Genomic DNA, 22290 nt, shown 5'->3' on the forward strand with positions numbered 1-22290 from the left:
GTTCTGAGATGTCTGCTTCATGTTTTTCTCCGATTTTATCAAAAAAACTCTGGAGTTTTTCAAAGTTGTCTAATGAAACTATATGTTGTGCCTTGCTTTTTAGCGAAGCGACAACATCTCTTTGAAGTTTTGGTTCCAGGGCTTGCCATATTTTAAAAGCTTTATTAAATTCGGTTTCTGTAGTGCTGAAAATTAAGTTTTCAAAATATTTCTCCAATTTTTTAATGAACTGGGTGTCGGAACTTGCTGAATATCTGCTGTTAAAACAATGAGTTATTTGTTCAGGCCTCAGCAACGGTAGGAGCAAGTCGTTTTCAAGCCCTAATCTGGAATAAATGCCAAGGACAATGTCCCCTCCGGGGATAGCTTCAGCTTTATTATTTGCAGCAGTTCCTGCATATAACAAGATAGTTTCCATGAAGTTTTCAAATATTCTTTCCCTTATTTCTTCAACTGTCGTCAGCGGATATCCTGATTTTTGAACCTGCTCCTCAATGGATAAATCCGGCTCTTGAAGAGCTATTTTAGAGTTTTCCCCGAATTTGTCAACATAGGTTTTGTAATCTTCAGGGCTTAAAAATACTTTTAATACTGCCCGGGCCGGTATCGGGTTAAGAAATGCTAATTCTCCGAACTGCCCTCCATCACCCTTATAGATCGATTTTTGATTAATAATAGTCCTTAAATAATCAGTGCTCAGTACAATCCAAATTCCACCGCGTTGTGGTTTAGTTTCGTTTATTCCTTGATACTCTGAATAGGCAAAATGTTGGGAAGTTTCTAGTTTGCCAGTATAAGCGATTCCATAATCAGCTATATCTTTTGCTGTCTCAGGAAGGTTTTCGGGTAAACTTATGAACCTGATCAAACTCCTATTCCGGGGCAGTAAATAAATAAGCCTGTCAGACTCCATATCCGGCATGTAATTTAGGTTAGATTTGCCTGCATTTAATAGTAAATTAGCCGCAAGAAAAATATAATAAATATTTATTCCATACATATTTATTATATTTCTAAGATGCATTTCACTGATATTTCCTGCATCCTGCATGCTTGTATAGATTTCAAAAAAAGCTTTTGCGCCGGGTGTATCCTGAGCAAGGTGTTTTTCTACTATATTCTTTAGTAATAACAATCCTTTGTTTTGATAGAGGTTTGCCAGTATTTTCTTAAATTTCTCCATTTCATCTTGAGTCAATGAATTGCCAAATTGCCTGAAATTACCTGTTAAATTACGGTCGTAAACCCCAATCTGTTCAGGAAGCGGGGTCCCCATAGCATCAAAACGCTTTTTAAGAAGAGCTAAAGCCTCATCCTCTTCCTTTTTTGTCTTTACATCACGAAGATACAAGCGGCCGGGCATACCGCCGACAACAGGAACGAGCTCTTCCCAGGATACACGGCCTGCATCGAACGTGACTTTTCCTTTATTGGCAAAATCTTTTATTGAAGTGATTTTATGCTTATTCAGGATTGTTTCTTTTATTGGTTCAATTGCTTCCCAGAATCCGGGAGTTTCATTAGGTTTACATGAAGGGCAGGGAATGAACCCAAGCTCTACAAGTTTCCTAAGCCCTTCATCTCCGACCGCCAGCACGACCTCGTTACTTTCCTTAGGGCCGTAATTCCCGCTGCGGCAGCCCGGGTGCCCGAAAAGCCCGGTACCAAGCCTTGCCGACCATATTTGAACAGGGCTGTCGTTCACATAGGACGGGTCGTTGTTCATATAGGACGCTAATTTTTTGTCTGCCGGAAGGCCGAGTTTTTTCGCAAGCTCGGACGGGGTCATCTTTTCCCATTTGCCGTTATAATATACGGAATAAGATACTGCCTCAGGGCTCTTTTCTTCACCGGGAGTTGGTCCGCTTTTCATCAGGGGTGCGAATATAGGTGTGGTTATTGCATTAATGAACGTATGTATGAATTTATTTACAGGGTGTCTTTTAAAGGGTATTATTAGCCAGAATACTGCCATTATTGCTATTCCGGTTATTCTTGCAGCAGCCTGCACTAAGGTAAGGGGGGAAAGTATTATTGCTTTTATCCAGTCAAGCTTTGTTTCAGGTTTTGAATAATGGCCTATAAAGAAACTCCAGATGCTCTGCCAATATTCTTTCTTTAATGGGTTAAACGAAAACATCTGTGCTATTTCGTCATATTCTGCTTCGGGCGCATAACTCCAAGACGCCCAGATCCTGTGGGCACTGTTGATCCAAACTTTCTTATACCACTTTTCTCTCTTATATTTATCACTCCAATTAGCTGCATTGTTGTAATGCTTCTCTTTCAGGTAATTTTCAAAGGTTCTCGGCTTCATCAATCCTGCTGCTGAAAGAGGTTTGCTTTTACTTGCTTCGCCGGTTACAGGGTGCAAACTAAGGGTTTCAACATTATGCCAGGTTACCATATCATCAAATTTGTCTAACTCCACTGTATCAAACGCGGAATACCCTACAAATTCCTGCTCATGCCTTTTGAGTATCTCTTTTAGCTTTGCATAATCTTCCGGAGGAATATCTTTTACTATGTAAGTAAGTGTAACATGCCCGATAAATGTATTGTCTGTACCAATATCTCCGGGCTGCGGCCTTAATGCCTCATGCAGACGGTTTCTTATTCCAACAATTGTATCAAGGTCAGCCCTGCTTGCCGGGTGTACGCGCAACATAAGCGATGTACCTGCAGATAAGGCCAACCCTGAACTAAATATTTCGGCACTTTGGACACCTTCTTTTTCAAGTTCGCCGAATACTTCATTAACAGTGTCTTTGATCCTGCCCGAAGTTTCTTCATCCGGCCAGGTTTTAATATTGTAGAGAGTCATATGCAAGGTTTCCTGCGGAACGAATGAGAAATATTGTCCCAGGCCCTTATCTTCAAGTTCTTTCTGCAAATCGCTGCTGAATTTTGCTAATGCTTTATAATGTCTCGTTTCCTTTCCGATGAAATGAACTGCAGACAAGCCAGGGAACGGTTTTGCTTTTCCGTTTTCTTCATATTTCTTACCGGCTTCCTGGGAAAGCCTGATGTCGTTCGCTTTATAACCAAACCATGCCACGCTTCCATCCATCGGTTCTTCGTATTTTATTACGGCAGCATCAGGGGCATCGCTGCATGCATAAATCATTCCGGGAGTTATCTGTTTTTCGTTTTCTTTAATAATTTCGAGTAGTTTAAACCGGTAGGGTTGGAGTTTCTCCATATAGTTCATGAACCTTTGAATAGAAAATTCACCGTTTTCCGGATTAATAATCTTATCAAGATCCTGACGTAACTTTCCTTCCGGAATTGTTTTTAGCAGCTCTTTTAAATATTTTAGGATCCAACCCTGTTCATTATGATAGGAAACTGCAGGGCCGTTCATTCTGGATGCGATATTTAAACCTCTGTAAAACCCTTCAAGCCCCGGGCCTGTTGTCAAAAACGTTCTGCCTGAATCATCAGTGAAACTGTATGTCGCGCCTTCAAACAATGCTTTAATAAGTTTATCTATATCAAAGTCTGATAACTCTTCCGGTAATCTGACACTGCTTTGTTCAATTGGTTTGCCCAGGTAATCTTCTGGGCCTTTTTCTTTATCGATTACTGCTTGCGGAGCGGCTTCTGCCTCTTTTCCCAATAATTCCTCTGCAGTGACATAAGTTGTTTGTATGTCCGTAGGAATAAGGATGATCTTCTTATTAGCATTTTCGACAATTGCAGGATCCAGCTTAACAGCTCTTAAAACATCTATCCTGGACTTAACAGCCTGCTTATCTTTAAGGTCGACACCTGCAATTATTCTTTTAACTGCACCCATTATTTTAGGGTCTTCCAATAACTGTTTGTCTTTAATTATGGTTTTAAGCGCCGGCCCCAACTCATCTATTGAAGTGATGCCGCTGGCCAGTACGAGTATCGCTATATCTTCAGCTATAAGTTCATCAACAATATCAGGGATGGGTTGAAAATCAATCCAAAATGTGTTTTGAGCAGTTATATTTAGAGTGCCCCTATCTACAAATTTTCTTAAAAGAAGGTTGTAGACATCAATATAGGTCTCATTGGCATCGTTCGGGGAATCCAGCCTTAAATTCCGGAAAGCATTTACTATGAAAGTCGTATAATTAGACGCATTTAGCAACTCGTCCTTTTTGTTACGGGAAATCTTATAAAGGGTATAAAGTTCAGCAGATAATTCATCGGCAAAATCAAAGTTTGAACCAAGGTCGTCTTTCTTTACTCCGATGGCGGTATGACCCTTTTCATGCACAACAGTCGTATAAAGAAAAGATTCAAAAGTTACAAGCTGCGCCTGGTCCTCATCTAGTAACACGTCGGGTACAAGAAGTATTTGAGCTATGGGTTTCATCATGGCAATGAATTTTGCCTTAAGAGCCGTTATATAAAGCTGGCTTTCAACCTTGCCCCACTTTGTTTCCGTTTCTATCCTGCTCGGTGCAACCATGCCTAAGTCCGGTATATTGGTAAATTTAACATCATACACGACCTGGTAGGCTCTAAAATCTGTTTTAAAATCCTGCTTTATATCGAATTCTGTAAGGTCAGGTAACCAGCCATCAATTGAGTTTTGTGCGTTTTCGTCTCTTACTAAAATCAATATACCCGGAAACATTTTTACACTGCATAGATTGTCCACATAATAATCGCTTACTTCAAAGATCATTGAAAACGGCGGGTTTTCAAGGTTTACAAACGCCTTATGAGCTGCTTCTTCAACCCCCAGATAGGTCATATCAAGAAGCGACTGTGACTCAGAGTTTTTTAAGTACTCTTTGTACAAACCCGACCTATCAAGTTCTTCTAGCTGTTCAATATCATAAGCCAATAAAAGCGCTGCTTCCCATCGTATATATTCCTTTAATTTATCGTCATTTGTTAAGGCAGCGGCTTCTAAAAGGTATTTGGCAGCATTTCTTAAACTTTCCTTTATGGCAGGGCCCATTTCTTCATCTTCTGTATAGAGCGTCCCTTCTAATACTTTTGAGCCGTCTTCATTTTTAGCCCATTTAACAATAGTATGCATGCCGTTGACTACTTGGAATGTCCTGGAGTTATTCTTTACATAGTCCGGTAAGTCTTTAAGAGGGATTTGATCCAGTGGTGTTTGAGTTTCATCCTCATGTTCTTTTACATAATTTTCATAGTCTTTTGCAGTAAGGTCTTCAGGCCAATAAGCTTTCCCGGGCAGATCTTTTTTAGAATCAGGAGCCAAGACTTGTATTATGCGCCTCATTTCCTTACCTGCATTTAGTGACAATTGTAAAGATTTATATTCATTTTCAGGCAGGTTTAAATCCGCATGCATGTCAACAGGAACATTATACCTGAACGGTTTATAGGGCATTAAATCAAGGATTAAAGAAATAAATGCCTGAATAAGACCATTTCTTAGGATAGCTCTTTCTTTTGCCCAATCCATAACCCTTAACCTGTTCATTAGATGCTTCAGCTGTTTGAGCTGCTCTTTAGGGCTTAATCTCTTGAACGGTTCATAAATCAGTATACACCCTTTTTCATCAATAGCGCACAGGCGGCTGCCGTTCTTTGTAATAGGTTTGCCGTTCAAGTATACTTCTGCCTCGGGGATAAGGCTATAATAAGCGCTCATTACGATCTTGCCTTTTTCTAAAACAGTTTCTTCTGTTCCGTCTTCATAGCGGAATATAACAGTCCTGTTCTCCGATATCACATCAAAATGCGTCCCGGCAGTTTCGTAATTGCTGCCGCGGCTGTAATTGTACCCCATCGCGATATGCATCGTACCGCCTACTTTTTCATCATTTAAAAGATTTAGTATCATCTTGCCGTTCATGTCCACGCCTATAGCAAATTCACCGATATGCAGCGTATTTTTCTTCCACTGTTCGGCTTCCTCCTGGCTGAGCTCGCCTTTCTCCAACTGTTCCTGGACTTTTTGTATAGAATCTTTAAATGTTCTCTTTAGCACTTCCGCGGCAACCCCGCCTTCGATCTCATCCAAAATCACGAAGCCGTCCTTTATATGTAGTGTGATTGGTGCATCAGGATAGATGGTCCAGCCCCCCATCACATCCATAGCACTGTTAATAACAAAAATCCCATTTGTTAAATTACTGTATTTCTTCGGGCTAATCATAACTTCCATGCCGGGTGCATTACACGTGCCATTAACTGTCTTTGAAGCATCCACGTCGTCTAAGATCGGCTGCCCGGTAACGTCAAGCTTGAGGCTGTTGCCGTTCTCATCGACAGTTTCTATTATCTTTATTTTTTTTGTCCTGTTCAATAACGCTTTTGTCCATCTGCGGCCGTTTTTATAATCTGCTGTACCGGCCTGTAAAAACGTTTCCAGGTCTATCCCGGGGCCGTCCACTTCGTCTACTTTTCTCATATTTACTATGTAATCACCCAGCTCAAGGTTGATAGCAGGGTCTCCGTAAATCTCTTTCCTGTATGTTCCGTTGCTGGTTGTTTTTGTATCCCAGCCAAACCTGTCTTTATGCAAAGCTATGTGCTTTACAGGCTTGCTTCCCTTTGGACGCAGCGCTATCCTTTCAAGCACTCCCCTTAACTGGTCATCCATAAGTTCAGGTGTATGTTTTACAGGCGACAGCACCAGCATAGGGTTTGCACCTTTCTTTTTTGCTGCATCGTATACGCTCATAGCTATCGTGAAACCGTCTTCACTGCCGAAATTTGCCGATACTAGGACCATGTCGCCTTTTTCTGCATTCGCCAGATTGTCTATAGTAGCTTTAGCTGCTTTTTTTAATTTTTTATCAAAATCAAATATTTTATCAAAAGATGTCGGGACATCAAGGCCTTTAGCTTTATCCCTTATATCAAACATAATATCATAATGTTTTTCACTAGATATTCTTCCTTTATTAGGTGCAGGCAGCAATTGCTCTATAGCTTCCCCTTCTCCTATCATAACAACGGGTTTTGCCCCTATTTTAAGCAAACGGTCATAATAGGCCTTTGCAACAGCCAGGCTTTCGGCATTTGGAGCGGCTAAGATCAGGCATTTTTTGTCTTCTTCTTCATTTGCTTTTATCCATAAGGAAATATGGTCTTCAATTTTCGCTATCATCTCAGGTTCAAGCTCGATTGTAGGAGTAACCGGAAATTTGTTTTCTTGTTCTTTGGATTCTTCCTGCAGGGTAAACAACCCGCCAAGCTTATCCCCGTATTGCAGCATTACCGTGTATAGCTCAGAAAGGAGCTTGCTTAACCGTTCTGCTTCATCTATCTTTCCATTAAATTTTAAGTCATGAACCCTCTTGCCTATTTCGTTCTTAAGCTCAATGGATATTTTAATAGCTTCACCATATTTGCCTGCTATAGCATAGACCCTGGCCTGGTTTATTAATGCTCTGTATTCTTCTTCTGTTTTGGGGCCGGGTTTTTCAGCTTCGGATTTTTTCTTTTCTAATATTTTTATAAGGACATTGATAAATTTCAATGTATCCTCAGGTGAACCGGTAATTCCGGCCCGTAACCCGGTAACTTTTCTTACAGGGTTATCGTTCCCATCCGGGCCCCAGTCATCGCCTATAAAGACCACGTCTTTAGGGTTGATATGCTGGCTGCTGCAGAACGTAATAATGCCGTCGCCCTTGTCTGACGGGCTTACCCATATCCAGGTGTTCCCGGTATTCTTTTCGTGGGTTATAAAGAACGGAATGTTTCCTAATTCATTGACACGCGTATGTATTTCTGAAGCAAGGGCTTCGCTGAACTTGTCAGTCGGAATGCAGAGTGCAGTGAGGAGGGGGCCTTTTAAAAAATCCTTAACGTCTTCTTTTTCATTTAAAAAATTGCTTACGGCATCTTGGAATATCCCTCTTAAGGCGTCCTGCCGGGCCTGGTCAAATACATGTTCAAATACTTTTTCTTCCTTACCGGTCAATTCGTCCCGGCTTATACCTAAACTGCCGTTAGAAAGAAGTATGAGATGAAACGGAGGTTTTTGGTAAAAAGAATCATCGACTTTTTGAGGCGTCTCACGTGCAGTCTGGACTGCGGTTTTGATCAATCTTTTAAGCGTATTAAGATATTCCATCATTTCCTGTGAGGCTGGCTGTTGCGGGTCTACAAGTGTTTTGTCAATATCGAAAATAATCCATTCCGGTGGGTTTCGTTTTATTGATTCAAGGAGTTTGTCAAGCGGCATCGGTTCAGTATTAACTTCGGTTTTTGTGGCAGGTTTGGATTTTTCCGGTTTGCCGCTAAAGAATCCCCAAATGCTCTGCCAGAATGCTATCTTAAAAGGCCTTAGCGAAAATATGTTTGATTTTTCAGCATATTTTATGCCGGAAGTATATTCTGAACTTGAATAGTCCTGCTTATTTTTTAAGGCAGCCAGAGATGTTTTGTCAGTAGTTTTATCCGTAGTTACAGGTCGCGCCTGCAAAACAGCGATATTATCTCCACTTACGGCAAATTCAATGTCAAGCGGATAGCCAAAATATTCCTCTAAGGCAACAGCTATAGCGGTCAATTTCTTTACCTGGTCTTTCGTCAGGCATCGTTTATTTCTTTCTTTCTGGCCAACCGGGAGTTCTTCAGTGCCGGCACTGCCTTTTTTGCTGACAACTTTTACCCTTTTACTTCCTGTAAACGGGAATTCCAGTTCTTCGCCGTCACTTTTGCGGGATACGTACATGTCTGCCTGCACTGACCCGGATACAACTGGTTCTCCTAATCCATACGAAGCATTAATAACTACCTCATCCCTGCCATTAGCTGGATTTACAGTAAATATTACCCCTGCTGAGTTGGCATCTGCCATTTTTTGCACCAGAACTGCGGGTTTGACTTCTACTTGAGGAATACCTTGTTCCAGTCTGTATTCTATCCCTCTTGGAAGCCAGAACGACATCCAGTTTTCTTTTATTTTATCAAGCAGTTCTTCTTTGTTCACGTAAAGATAAGTCTCTGCAGCACCGGCAAAAGCTGCTTTCTGAGTATCCTCCTGCACTGCCGACGACCGTACGGCTAAATATTCATTTCCCATCCCGTGATCATTAAGGACATCTAAAATCAATTTTCCAAGTGCGCTATTTTCCGTTAATGTTCCGCGGCTTATTAACGCCCGGATTTTTTCAGAATATTCTTTAATTGCTCTCTGTTTTCCATTAAAAACTTTAAAAAGTATGGACGGATTACTCAATTTGCCGTCAAGCTCATTTGTCAACTTTCTAAACTCATTTTCAAGCCCGTTTTCCTTTAAAAATGTGCCAAAAGCGTCCGTTGCAACGGCCAGGCCATCCGGTACATAGCCGCCTTTTTCCCGGATTATTTTTAATATTTCTCCGAGTTTTGCTGATTTCCCTCCTACAATACCTGTAAAATCATCATCGATCTCGCCTAAAGAAAACACAGGCCTATTTACCCGGCTTAATTTTTGGTTTTTGGTTATAGATAATTTTCTCTCTTTTTCTAAGAGTTTTTTGTATAGAAGAGACGCAGCCTGATCTTTTGTGGCAGCCCTCAGCAGCCGGCGTATTTTAGGTAAATCATCTTCTGTCAGGTCCTTTTGGATTAATTCGTCCGTTTCTTTTATCCATTTTGTATCGGTCTCTTTAAATCTGTTTTTAGCATTACTTTTTAAAGCTTCTATTCTTGTTCCAAAATCTGCTAATGCCTTATTATCAATTGATAAAGTAGCGGCTAAACCCGCAGTATAATCATTTTGTTCTTTTAGGTCAGAGAGCAATTTTTCAGCTTTACCCCTATCTTTAATGTGCTCAAGTTCCTGGCTTGACCTTTCAAACATAGTTTCAAACTCTTCTAAGGCGCTGTCAAAAAACATTTCCCGGAATGTTTTTATTCTATTTACTGTTTCTTTTGGGAATGTCTGTTTTTCTAACTCCTTTAAAATACTAATTATTTCAGCCCCTTTATTGTCTGTTTTAAGCGCAGGGTTTTGCAATGCTTGAATAACTATGAATTCCGCAGCATCTGAAATGGCCTGTATATTTTCCGGTTTTATATTTTTAATAAACCATTTTTTTATGTCTTTTGGATTTGCTTTTCCGTTTTCCAGATTAATTATCAATTCATAGGCTTCATTTAATAACTCCTGGCTGTCTTCGCTAAACACTAAGACTAACCCTTCTTTACCGTTTACTATAACAATAGCGCCTTCTTTGACGGGCCTATTGACGGATACAACTTCGTTGCTAACCCACAACCCGTGAGAATCTTTTTTTGCAGGCCCTGCAGCTTCAATAAACGGGACAGTTAACTCTTCTTTGCCTTCTTTATGCTGCCAATCGGCTCCTGCCATTATTACGGCAGGTATCCCGAATTCCCGCGTTGTAATGCCTGCATGGCTCAGTATCCCGCCGCCTGTTGTAACTACAGCCTTTGCGGATTTTATCGCACCTAAATCATCCGGCGTTGTAAAGGGAACAACAAATATCCTGTTCTTTCTATCCTTTTTTTTGCCTTGTTCGTTATATTTCTTATTGAACGTAACCCGGCCGGTAACCCAGGCATCTTTTCCTGCTGAGGCAGCTATGCCTTTTATAGTTTTTGCACCCTGTTCTTTTCCTTTTGGAGGAGAACGAAGCAGCTTTTGAGCAAAAACCTTTTGCGGTTTGCTCGCAGGTTCAGCCGGGGTTACACTAAAACCTTCTTTATTTAATATTCTTATGGTTTGTTCAAGATTAAGAACTTCCGGTTGGCCGCTTGCCTTTTTTAATGAGCTTACAGCGTATAATAACCTGCCTGTACCCGGATCTCTCAACCCGTCTATTATCACCCAGTCCCCGGATTCTATTTTAACCTGGCCGCATACAACTGCCAGCCTTCCGGCATAACCAGTAACCCTATAGTTTAATAATTCGTTCGGCAATGAACCTATGCTTAACGCCGTTTGCAGCGCTTTATCTTCCTCGTTAAGTACAGTCCGGATTATCGTTGAAACAGGGTCATAATTGGGATTTTTTTCAGGCACGCCTCTGCCGTTAAGTTTTAATTCGCCTCTAGCCAATGCTTCTTGCACGGCATTAGTGTAATATTTGTCAATAACTCTTTGTCCAAAATATATACTTTCAGGAATTAAAGGAAGACCCCACTTTCCGAGCGATGAATTCAGCGTTCTTCGAAGTTCATCTCTTTTGCCGGAATCTTGCTTGTATTTTTTATAACGTTCATATAAAGAAGCACGCATAAAAAATGCAGGATTTCCTTCAGCAAGATAAATACCGGCCATATCTTCTATAAGTTCTTTTACCGCGGCTATCGCTTTCTTATACACCGTTGTCTTTTTGTTGCTAAGAGCAAAATAAATACCGAACAAATCTTCTCCAAATTCTCTTACCTTGGCTATCGCTTTCTTACCCTTCATTGTTTTTTCATCAAGAAAGACTTCCTGGAAGATATCTTGAAATGCAAAATCTAAATTACCAGTAAAATGAAAAGCTTTCAAAGCTATTGTCAGTGCATCTTCAAGCTGTTCGGTTCCAATTGCGCCGTGGTCTTTATCTAAAATAGCTTCAAACATATAACATCTACGGTCCCTATCCAATGCCGCCTCTTCATTAATGCCTGTCTTGATTTTAACATCGAGCCCAAGCCCTTTTAAAACAGAAGCTAAATAATAGCGCCTTAATTCATTACTCGCATCGGTCCCGCCTTCAAAATAACGGATTCGCAGGAAACCGCCTTCATCAGGTGCATTTAAGTCACAGGATAACTCTATCCTGTGACTTCCCAATTTTAAACTCCAGAAAATGTAATTATCTATTACTACAAAATTCTCATAAGCATAACCTGAGATACCCTTTAAGACTCTTTCAAATGACTTATTTAATATCCTATTACTACCATCAGTTAAAGGAGTTTCACCCAAATCAGCTATAAAGATCTTATGACCACTTATCGCTATTTCTGTATTGACAGAAGCGTTTTGTAAGGCTTTATTAACTGCTTCCGTACCTTTTTGATGGATAAAATTTATAAACGAATGGACGCTTTGCAGGTTTGTATCAAGCCTTGAAACACTTTGCCGTAATTTTGCGGGAAGTTTATCGTTTGGAGATAAAGATTCCCATTCTTTCTCAAGAGATTCTCTTAATTCGTCAAAACTTGCCCTTGTTTTTTTTGAACCTTTTGGGTCTAATTCTTCAAAAGACTCAAGCATGTTTTCTGTATGGCTAAGGATTCTTTGGGCAACTGCTTTTGTCATAGCGCCATTAATTAGTTCCAGTGCTGCAAAATTAGAGGCTATCAACCTGTCCTGGAAGTTTCTATATTTATTTCTTAGTTCAGTTTGTTTCTCGCGATCTACATATAAAGATTGAACACTTATCACTTCTTCTAAAGGTTTTATATCTATGAAATATTCAGTTTGCGGCACACCTGCAACATGGCTTAATAGGTCTTCCTGTTCAGTTGCTATTTCAAGAGGCGCTGCTGGCACCTGTCCGATAAGCCTGGGGATTATTCTGTCTTTAATAAGTGCAAATATTTCTTCTGGAGGGCTACTGGGTTGTATTTTGACGAGATCAGGGTGCATTTCTCCAAAAGTAACAACTCTTCCTTCCAATTTAGGAAATTTCAATAAAATATTGTTTCTAATGCCTTCATCTGCCACTATGAAAATATCCGAATCTTCAAGGTTTCTGTCAAAAGGCTTTGAGTGAAAGGAAGCAATGAGGGATTCGTCTATATCGGAATTTACTAAAAGGGATTTTGCATAGGGATCAAGAGACCTGTGTTCATTATCGTCTATGCCCGGTACAAACACATCCGCATCCAAGCCGGCAGATTCTACGGTTACGTTTACTTTATTAAGTTTTTTTATACCGTCTTTTAAAAGGATATCAGCTATAGCGCTTCTCATCATATTTTGGGAACATACAAAACAGACCTTTACCTGGTCATCTTTTGAAATCCGCTTTGTTATGCTGTCAATAAGCTCCTGGCGCTTTTTAGCTTTTAATGCCTTATCTTCCGCGCTCTCCGGCACCGTTGAAATGCCTATCGCGCTTAAAAGGTCAGCTGCGACCGGTTTATAAAAAGGTTTGCCTGACAATCTAATCAACTCATAATAAAGGTTAATATTAAGGTTTTCATCCTTGCAGAATCTCTCTATCTCATCATCGGAAAGCTCGTTGTTATAAGCCGGGTTATATTCAGGATCTTTCTGAATAAACATTCTAACTAGTTTGATTGTATAAATAGATTTATTATAATCTTTTTCTTCCAAACCTTTCAGGTATGCTTTTAAAAGGGCAGGCCTGTCCTTTATGGTCTCAGGTTGCGCCGCGAGATAACCGGCATATAGGCCTTTTATTATCTCGATGCAGTCGTCTACATCGTCATCATTTACAGGATGGTTATCAGCCCTTATAAGGTTTTTCTTCATGTCTTCTCTTTTGCTTTCGAGCAGATGTACAATTTCAGTAATTCCTGCAGACCTTGATTCAGCCATGATCTTTCTTGCGCCCGGTGTAAGGAATTTATTAGGATTTTTTTGCAGCCAGCCCTTATAGACCAGATCAGTAAGCCCGTCTGAATCTTGCCAAGAATATTTTGGATTTAAAAGAGCTTGTACTCTGGCCCGTACTCCGGACTCAACGTCTAAGCTTCTGTCATAAAATAAAAGGTTAGGGTCATGGACCCAGTTCCGGTAAATCCTTTCAAGGTCAAAGGTGGCGGCAAAAATGTCGGCATCGCGCAAAAATTGTGCTTCCGGCAATGTTTTATAAAATTTATTATTTTGTGAAACGGATTTGTCATGGAACCTGATAATTGATACGATCTGAACGATATCTTCCCGGCTAAGAGTAGCATCTTTTTTAAGGATGGCACTCGCGCACAGTGATGAATTTTTATAATGGTCTCCGCGAAGTACTATTGTGGATATGTCGTGAAGGATAACTCCGTATATTAATCTTTTAAAATTAATATTTTTAATAGTAGCTTTGATTTTGTCTTCCGGGGTATTCTCAAGAATTTGAACGATGTAGCCAAGCACCGTTAAAATATGCATAACAGCATGGTCTTCATTTATGCTTCTGTTTGTATAATAGCGCTTAAAAAGATGCACCGGGTACCATTTTAGCATTGCAGCTAGGCAGGCATCCCAAATGGGGATAATGTTTAAATCCGGGTCTAATTTTTTTAATCTTTTGTCATACTCTTCTATCCTAGAATCAATCGTTTCCTTGGCTGCTGCTATTACCGTGTCATCTTTTGCGAGATCGTTTAGCGCGGTATTGTTTGGTTTTTCATTTACAATATTGTTAAACAGAATGTTTTCGTTATTTCTTTTCTCTTTAGTGCTTTTATCCCCGCTTGTGAAATATTCTTTTGATAACTCGAATAATTCTTGGTCGCTCAGGTCTTTTTCTTTTATGGCCATAACGGCATTTCTTACTTTGATTTGATCTAAGATAGTTTTGTTCGTAAGGAAATGGCTTAACAGGTCAAACGAAATGAGGATCCTTAACCAGTATTCATTGCTTGAATGAAGCGTGTCTGCGCTCTTTTTATGCTTTAATATTAGTCTTTGAACGGTTTCTGGATATTGGGCTAATACTTCTTTTTCTATGCCGTCAATTGTTTCTGTATCTTTTAAGGCAGGGTCATCTTCAATGTCAGCTATCAACCCGTCACCGGTAATAATATTGATATCCGAGGCAAATTTTGCAGTTATTCTTATAAAATCATGTATGTTGCCCAAAGCCGCTTTTAAAGTTGCATTTGTCAGTTTAGTAGTGTTTATCAGTGCATCAAGCGCTCCTTTATAAGCGCCTGGAACAAAGTTATTCAGCTCAGCTTGAACATATTTAATATGATTTTTATCTTCGTTTTCTGCCAATTTTATCCGGGTCCCATTTTCAAAAGATATTGTTTCTAAAGCAGGATCAAACACTACCTTAACCCCTATACTCTTTTCTATTTCTTCAACTAATTTTACCCTGTCCGTGATTTTTGCTTCTCTTAATGTCTTATTTACTGAATTTAGCACAAGTTCAAATAACTTTTGGGAAGATAATTGAGATGCGAGGCCAAGAGCCAGTTTTGAGTTCTGAGTTACAAGTTTTGAGTATTGAGTTATTGAAAGGTCTTTTTCTGAACTCTGAACTAAGAACTCTGAACTGTAGTTTTTCGCTTGTTCTTTTGCGAGTTCTTCATAAATTCTAGTTGAAAATTTAGTGTCTTTTGTGATATTGGGAGTTATTGCAAGGTAAGATATCCCACGTTCTTTTAGTATTTTTTTAAGCCCGTCTGTATGAAAACCTCCGGTGACCATAACCACGATTTCGGAGTCTTTCAGTAGGTCTGCAATTGAATTCTTAGCCTTTGCTCCAGAGTTCGCTGTCTTTTCTATATTTGCCTTGCGGTCTACCATGTTTAAAACTTCAGCGAAATACTTCCTTGCTTTAGTAAAATCCTTGGCAGAAACCGCAGCTTTTCCTTTACTAATACATTTGTTGATCTTGTCTTCAATAGGAGCTATTTCTGTTATGTTCTTAATAAAAAACTCGTTCCTATTACAGTTAGTTTTGTAAAATTCATCAAGCAGAGTAAAATCCTCTGAAAGGTCCAGTATCCGGTTCTTATAAGCATATTTACCCCAGATGGCCTTAAACTTATCGAACCTCAGGATAAAGTATTCGTAGTCTTCCGCTGATAAGGTGTTTGAGAGGTAATCCTTAAAATAAACAAAAAAATCAGATAAGAACGACACTTCAAGTTCGCTGATGTTGTTGGATAAAGCCAGCCTTATATCTTCGGTTATTCTTTTTTCTTCATCAATGAGGGCAAAGGTGTTGATCTGGCGGCTTTGCTTGGTATACTCAAAGAATTTGCAAAGCTCCGGGAACTGAAGGGCCAGCGGTTTAGCCGGCCCGTCTGCCAGCTGTGCGAGATAAATATACAATTCATTGGGTTTTGAGAAATTCTCTGTTTTTGAAAGAAGCGAACTGTAAACGTTGTAGGGCAACTTTGATTTGAGCGCCTGCAGGAACAACTGCATTTGAGCGGTTATCTTTTTATATTTGAGTTCCTTTGCCAGGCCTAAGAGCCTGATATAATTTTCTATATTAGGGTAGTTATCCATGCTTATGTTTAGGATACTGTTGAATTTATCTGGAGATCTGTTTATCGTATGGACATATTTGGCAAGTGTTGAATAGTATTTCTGGCTGGATATAGTTCCGTCTTTGTGCTTTTGAACGATGCTGTTAAAATCTTTATTTTTTGAACTTAAGTACCTGGCCCTCATGTACTGCAAATCACGATCGAGTTCTTTAGTTTTATTCTTAAAATACTCTTGTTTTTCAATGATTTTTCCAAGTCTTACCAGGTTTTCCTTGTGGCTCTTTTCATCATCCATACCTTTAAGCAGGTTAGGCTTGTTAGCCTTAACGGAATAATATTCACTGCCGGTAAGTTTACCTTGATCAAGGAGGTTTTCTAATATCTCCTTCTTGAGGTCTTTGTTTTGGATGTTGGAAAGCCAGGAAGTGTCTACATCCCCATAGGCACCTTCCACATGTACTTTACTAAGGTTATATTTTTTGTCTAAAGCAGATAGGATCTTGCTGATATTCCTTTGAACTTCAGGATTGCAGTGCAGGTCTTGTATGTTAATAACCAGCGGATAACGTGTAGCAGACAGCGTAGCCATAGGTTCAATTTCTTTACCATCAATTCTATCCGCTTCACGCTCTACGCTATGCGCTATATAAGAGTCCGTTATCTTTCCGTATTCCTGGGGTATTATAAAGTCTTCAAAATCCTGGGAAGGTTGTTTTACTGGGGGGGTCAATGATGCATGCAATACATCCCCGAATACAAAAGAAACGAGGAAACAAATTAAAGTAAATAATGATATAAATTTTTTCAACATAATTTCCTATAAACCAATAAAAAAACCCAATTCCTGGTTGGACGGAATTGGGCTGTACTACCTATAGAAATTATTAATCTCCCATGGCAGATTGCTCTTTGACAATGAAACTAAAAATAATAATATGAAAAAGGAAAAAAGCGAGTTTATCCCTATCAGCAACTTTAAGTAAAACAAATACCTATCAAATGTTTTTTCGTATGATGTGTCGGACAGGGTTTTATCGTTTTCTAAATTCTTATTGAATTTGCAAGTATATTTTATTCCATTTCCGGTAGATGACATCAGGCAAAGGTTGTCTTTATCAGTTGTATCCTTTTGTTTGTTACTTAAAGGCCCCTTAAACTCAGGAAATAAAGGTACACCTTTCCTAAGCAGGGTATTCATTACGGTAAAAGGGGCTTGAACTGTTGAGGTTTCTTCAAGGCCGGGGGTCGCGATGCACGGAGCTGAAGTAATTAATTGTCTGTCAATTGCAAATAACGCAACAGAGTTATTGAACAGAAAACAAAAGATTAAACAAATTAGAAGCGCTTTCTTTTTCATATATATATTATTATTACCTTTATAAAATTATAATGTACAAGTGTAAATAAGTCAAGTAAAAGGTGTAAAATAATTGCAAATTTAGACCGTTTACAAAGTCATTAGCGGTTAATAGGAAACTATAGATAGATTCTTTATGGGATGAGGGTTATGAAAAAAACTTCTGGATTAGCACTGTAAAGAACTTGAAATTGTTGGTGAGTATCAAAAATCCTATCGCAATAAGGATCAGGCCTGAAATAACCTCGATTATCCTGAAATACCTTTTTATCGCAGTAAAAAATTGCAGGGTTTTGTTTATAAAGACAGCTGTTATCAAAAACGGGATGCCAAGGCCTATCGAATATATTGTTAAGAGCATCATTCCCTGGTTTAACGTATTTTGAGTGGACGCAAGAATAAGTATTGAAGAAAGTATAGGGCCGATACAAGGTGTCCAGCCTATGGCAAAAGCTATCCCTATAAAAAAAGCACCCAGGTATCCTAAAGAAAACCGTTTCATTTCCATCCGTTTCTCATAATAAAGCATATTCAGTTTAAGTATACCCATGATATGAAACCCGAAAATAATAATTATTATCCCGCCGGCCCATTGGATAATTTTTTTATTAGTACCTATCAAGTTGCCTAAATAAGTCGCAGAAGCGCCAAGCAGTATGAAGATAAAGCTAAATCCGAGCACGAAGAATAAAGCGTTAAGGAAGGTATTTCTTAAGGATACGTTCCCGCTTTTCAGCTCATCCAGCGATGCTCCGGTTATGAACGTTATGTATGCCGGTATCATAGGAAGGATGCAGGGGCTGACAAAACTGGCTACCCCTGCCAGAAAGCTCGCTATTACAGGAAAGTTATTGAGGTTATCCATTCTTTAAAGCCTTTGTCATAGTGTTTATTAAATTCTGGCTGTCGCTGTACCCGATTATCTTTTCGATCACATCGCCGTTCTTGTTAAGGAAGATTATAGTAGGAAGGCCTGTTATCCCGTATTTGCCTGACACCTCGGGGAATTTGTCGGTATCTATCTTCACGTTAATAAAATCCTTAGAAGCGTTGACCACATTTATGTTTGTGTATACGTCTTTATCGAGTTTCTTGCACCAGGTACACCAAGGAGCCATAAAATCAACCATCAAAGGTCTGTTTGTTTCGTTTGCCAGTTTAAGGCCTTGAGAAATGTCATAAACCCAGCTTATACCTTCTTTTTGCGTATTTTCTGCGGCATTTTCAGGCTCTGTAAGGGGAGGGTTTGTTTTAGCGCAGGCGCTTAAAACGAACAAGGTTAGAATAACGCTGAACAATATTTTTGTCTTAAACATTTTGCCTCCAAGTTTTAGCGTTGAGCGGACAAAAAACAGGGATAAGGGGTAAGTTTTAAATCTTATCCCTTACACCTTACCCCTGGAGATATATCCGCTAAACGCTATTTATTTTAAACATCGCATCAATGCACTTTTTTGCCTTTTCTCTTGTTTCCTTCGGGACTTCTATCTTATATTTCATGTCTTCTAAAGCCCAGAGGAGTTTTTCCAGGCTGTTCTTCTTCATGTTTGGGCATACCGCCAGGTCTGTCGCAGGGTAAAATGATTTACCGGGATTTTCTTTTTTCATGCGGTATATAATACCTGTTTCGGTACCTATAATGAATTCAGTTTTTTTAGATTCTCTGACATAGTTGCACATGCCTGAGGTAGATAAAACCACATCCGCAATTTTGACCACGTCCGGCGGGCATTCAGGATGAACTATGACCTCGGCTTTAGGGTGCTCTTTTTTTGCTTTTAAAACGTATTCTTCAATAATATTTATATGTATCGGGCAGTACCCTTCCCAAAGAATGAACTCTTTGTCCACCTGGGTTGAGACATAATGCCCCAGGTTTTTGTCCGGTACAAAAATAATTTTGTTTGAATCAATAGACTTTGCTATCTTTACCGCATTTGACGATGTACAGCACACGTCGCTTTCTGCTTTAACTTCCGCTGTTGTGTTTATGTAACACACAACCGGCACACCCGGATAATCCTTTTTCATTGCTTTAAGTTTATCTGCGGTTACCATGTTCGCCATAGGGCAGCCCGAGGTTATTTCCGGCAAAAGAACGGTTTTGTCCGGGCAGAGGATCGAGGCGGTCTCAGCCATGAAATGGACCCCGCAAAACACTATGACGTCTTTCTTGGAGTCCCTTGCTTTCTGGCTCAGGTCAAGAGAATCACCTAAAAAATCGGCTATATCCTGTAACTCGCCGGGCTGGTAGTTATGCACGAGTATGACAGCATTTCTTTTTTCTTTAAGTTCTACAATTTTTTCAATTATTTTATCTGGCATTTGTTTTCGTTTTATGCAAAAACTTGTTATTTTAATATTGAGATTTTACCGGTTTTCTTTTCGCCTCCGGAATTGGTTATAAGATAAACATAGACACCGCTTGAAACCTTGTTGCCGCTTTTGTTCTTACCATCCCATTCCAAAGTCCCGCTGCCGTTTACTTCATTTGCTTCATAAACAAGCTCTCCGGAGATATTGAATATGCTTATTTTAGCATTATTTGTCAGGTTTGCAAAGACAACTCCGCCGGTTCTGTCGTGGTTTGTCCCGGAACCGGGTTTGTACGGGTTAGGATAAATAATTACATTATTCAGATTATTTTGAGCAGTTGAGTTAACTGCAGGCGGGGCATTGCCTACCCAAAAGTGGTATGTGTAATAAACAGCATCCTGTTCGCCGTTTTCATTTAATGCTTTTATTTCAATTATGTGCTCGCCGTCTGCCAAAGGTGATGATACTTGATAAGTAAAATCTTCGCTTGTGCTGTCAAATGCTCCGTCAACCGGTGTTGCAAGTGTCCAGGTGCTTTTATTAACGCTCGAATACCTGCCCCAAATGCCCGTAATGTTTCCGCCGGTCGAGGTTATTTTTCCACTGATAACAGGCTGCCGTTCCTGTGTAATTGAGGACGGCCCCTTGATAGAACTTAATCCTTGAGTTGCACTCGATTCTATGTTGTATGGGAAACCGCTGACTTTAACGCTGCCCATAACGGTGTTCCGGAACATATATTGCCGTGGCTATCGACACAGAAAGAATTTTCCATGCTGCTGGACAACACTACATCAACATACTTTACCCAGGCGGCATTTCCTACCCCTGCTTTATTCATAAGTTCGCTTATAGTAATGCTTTTTGTTTCTAACCCCGTTTTAGGATTGTAAGCAGGGGAATCCTCGGGTTCGTCATATCTAAATACACATACATTTGTGCTTTCGTGGTAATATCCGTTTTCATCCTTGAAAGTCACATATAACCCGACATAGCGGTCCAAATCCGCCAAGGCCTTTGCCCCGCCGCCGCATCCGTCAAAGGAGAACTCTATTTTTGACAGGTTTTCAATTGGGACGTTCTCCTGTGAAACTGAAAAATCAGTAACTTCTACATAATCAGGCGTTGCCCCGGCATAGCCGCTGTGAAAGTAACTCCCCGTGAAATTCATGCCGCAGTCAACAAACGGATTTTGTTCAACAGAAGTAGAGCCGTTTGAATATATCGTTGTCCGTTCTCCTTCCATACCCCTATCGCCTATGTTCAAATTAAATTCATAGACAAATTCTTCTTTGTGAACATCTGCGGCATGGATTGTTATGGAATGGTTTCCCTGCGGTAAAAGACTGAAATCATAACTGTCGATTACAAAGTCATCATAACCTGCGGTTGTACCATAGGGAGAGACCCTGTAAGTTATCCATCCGGTTGTTTCGCCGCTTGATGCCTTTGCGTTATTTGTAGAAGTTTCATCATTCCGCCCGCCGTATATAAACGACGCTATCTTGCTTGCTGCTTCTGTCCCATCAAGGAATATTTCCGCTTTGTCCAGGTCAAGCCCCGTGCTTGAGTTAATTCTTAATTTTATAGGTATAGGGCTATGTGCCTGCGATTTTGTAATTGCACCTTTAGGGCTTAAAATCGTTGCCTTAAAGTTGCTTGTTTCGTGAGAAACATATTGCAGAGGATTGTCCTTTTCTGTTGAAGCTTCAAGAGGGCGGCAGCCCAGATGACAGTGTGCGCCGACTCCGCCGGATGTGCCTACGGGAGCTATCGCCTCGCCGGCAGAAACAGTGCTTTGCGTTGTTATCTTGTTGCCTGACGAATCCAACAAATAGCTCCCGGAAGAGTCTTTTACCCAGCGATTATTGTAAGTAGATAAAACTTTTTGAATTTTACTTCCAGAATATAAAATAATAACAGTTGATTCGATAGATTCATTAGTATCTTGTCTTTCTAAAACGACGGCTTGTAGTTTCCAATTTCCTGATGTCTTCGGCAGAGGATGGTCATCCTTCACTCCATTAAAAATATGCAAATATGTCCAATAGCCGGTTGTTCCAATCATACCAATATAAAATCCGCCTCCATTATCATCCCATTCAATCTTCTTTATTGCCCCACTTTCTACTGTTTTTATGCTTTCACCTTCACTGCCGGCATAATCTATCCCATAATGAAACCAAGAATTGGCAACATTTCTCGGACCGTAATCCGATATTATTTCCCAATTTCCAGGTGAGTCTAAATTCTGACCAAAAAGGTTTATCGAAATAAAGAGGAGTAATATTATTTTTTTAATCATTATTTTTCAATATATATCGTCAAATCAATGTTTGTAACAGGAGTATCGGTCATAGGGGTATCTGCTTTAACTTGTCCTGTATTTGAAACGCTATAAATAGAGTATTCTTTATCTGCTTTCCAGTATTTTCCGTTGTTAAGATTATAAAAATATGTTAAGGTGGGTTGACCCGCAACTCTAAGTGCAAGATATTTCCCATTTGGGGACATTACAGGCTCAGAACCCCAGGGCACATTTAAAAGCAAATCGCCTTTTTTATTATATA

General features: G+C 39.8%; 8 protein-coding genes (1 of these 8 cut by a window edge). All 8 read right to left on the bottom strand.

Annotated elements, in window-relative coordinates:
* Positions 1 to 16858: the start of a HEAT repeat domain-containing protein gene (locus LHV68_09655; protein MCB4792140.1), read on the bottom strand. Its footprint begins 19220 nt before the window's first position; 16858 of the gene's 36078 nt are visible here — the first part of the coding sequence; its start codon is at positions 16856 to 16858; its stop codon lies beyond the left edge, outside the window.
* A gap of 57 nt (positions 16859 to 16915) precedes the next feature.
* Positions 16916 to 17404 (bottom strand): hypothetical protein, encoded by a 489-nt coding sequence (locus LHV68_09660; GenBank protein ID MCB4792141.1) that lies wholly within the window; start codon positions 17402 to 17404, stop codon positions 16916 to 16918.
* A 148-nt stretch (positions 17405 to 17552) separates the two neighbouring features.
* Positions 17553 to 18269: a cytochrome c biogenesis protein CcdA gene (locus LHV68_09665; GenBank protein MCB4792142.1), complete on the bottom strand. Its 717-nt coding sequence runs from the start codon at positions 18267 to 18269 to the stop codon at positions 17553 to 17555.
* Positions 18262 to 18720: a thioredoxin family protein gene (locus tag LHV68_09670; protein ID MCB4792143.1), complete on the bottom strand. Its 459-nt coding sequence runs from the start codon at positions 18718 to 18720 to the stop codon at positions 18262 to 18264. The genes LHV68_09665 and LHV68_09670 overlap by 8 nt, the downstream gene beginning before the upstream one ends.
* Before the next feature lie 97 nt (positions 18721 to 18817).
* Positions 18818 to 19729 carry a quinolinate synthase NadA gene (gene nadA, locus LHV68_09675; GenBank protein MCB4792144.1) on the bottom strand — a complete coding sequence of 304 codons (912 nt, stop codon included), beginning with the start codon at positions 19727 to 19729 and terminating at the stop codon, positions 18818 to 18820.
* Positions 19730 to 19755: 26 nt separating this feature from the next.
* Positions 19756 to 20439, bottom strand: coding sequence for a gliding motility-associated C-terminal domain-containing protein (locus LHV68_09680; GenBank protein MCB4792145.1), 684 nt, complete (start codon positions 20437 to 20439; stop codon positions 19756 to 19758).
* Positions 20400 to 22025 carry a M23 family metallopeptidase gene (locus LHV68_09685; GenBank protein MCB4792146.1) on the bottom strand — a complete coding sequence of 542 codons (1626 nt, stop codon included), beginning with the start codon at positions 22023 to 22025 and terminating at the stop codon, positions 20400 to 20402. The genes LHV68_09680 and LHV68_09685 overlap by 40 nt, the downstream gene beginning before the upstream one ends.
* The coding region (locus tag LHV68_09690) for a hypothetical protein (protein ID MCB4792147.1) at positions 22025 to 22290 on the bottom strand (266 nt) is incomplete at its 5' end. The genes LHV68_09690 and LHV68_09685, both read right to left, overlap by 1 nt.

It is taken from the genome of Candidatus Liberimonas magnetica (assembly GCA_020523885.1).
Taxonomy (GTDB): Bacteria; Elusimicrobiota; Endomicrobiia; order Endomicrobiales; family JAFGIL01; genus Liberimonas; species Liberimonas magnetica.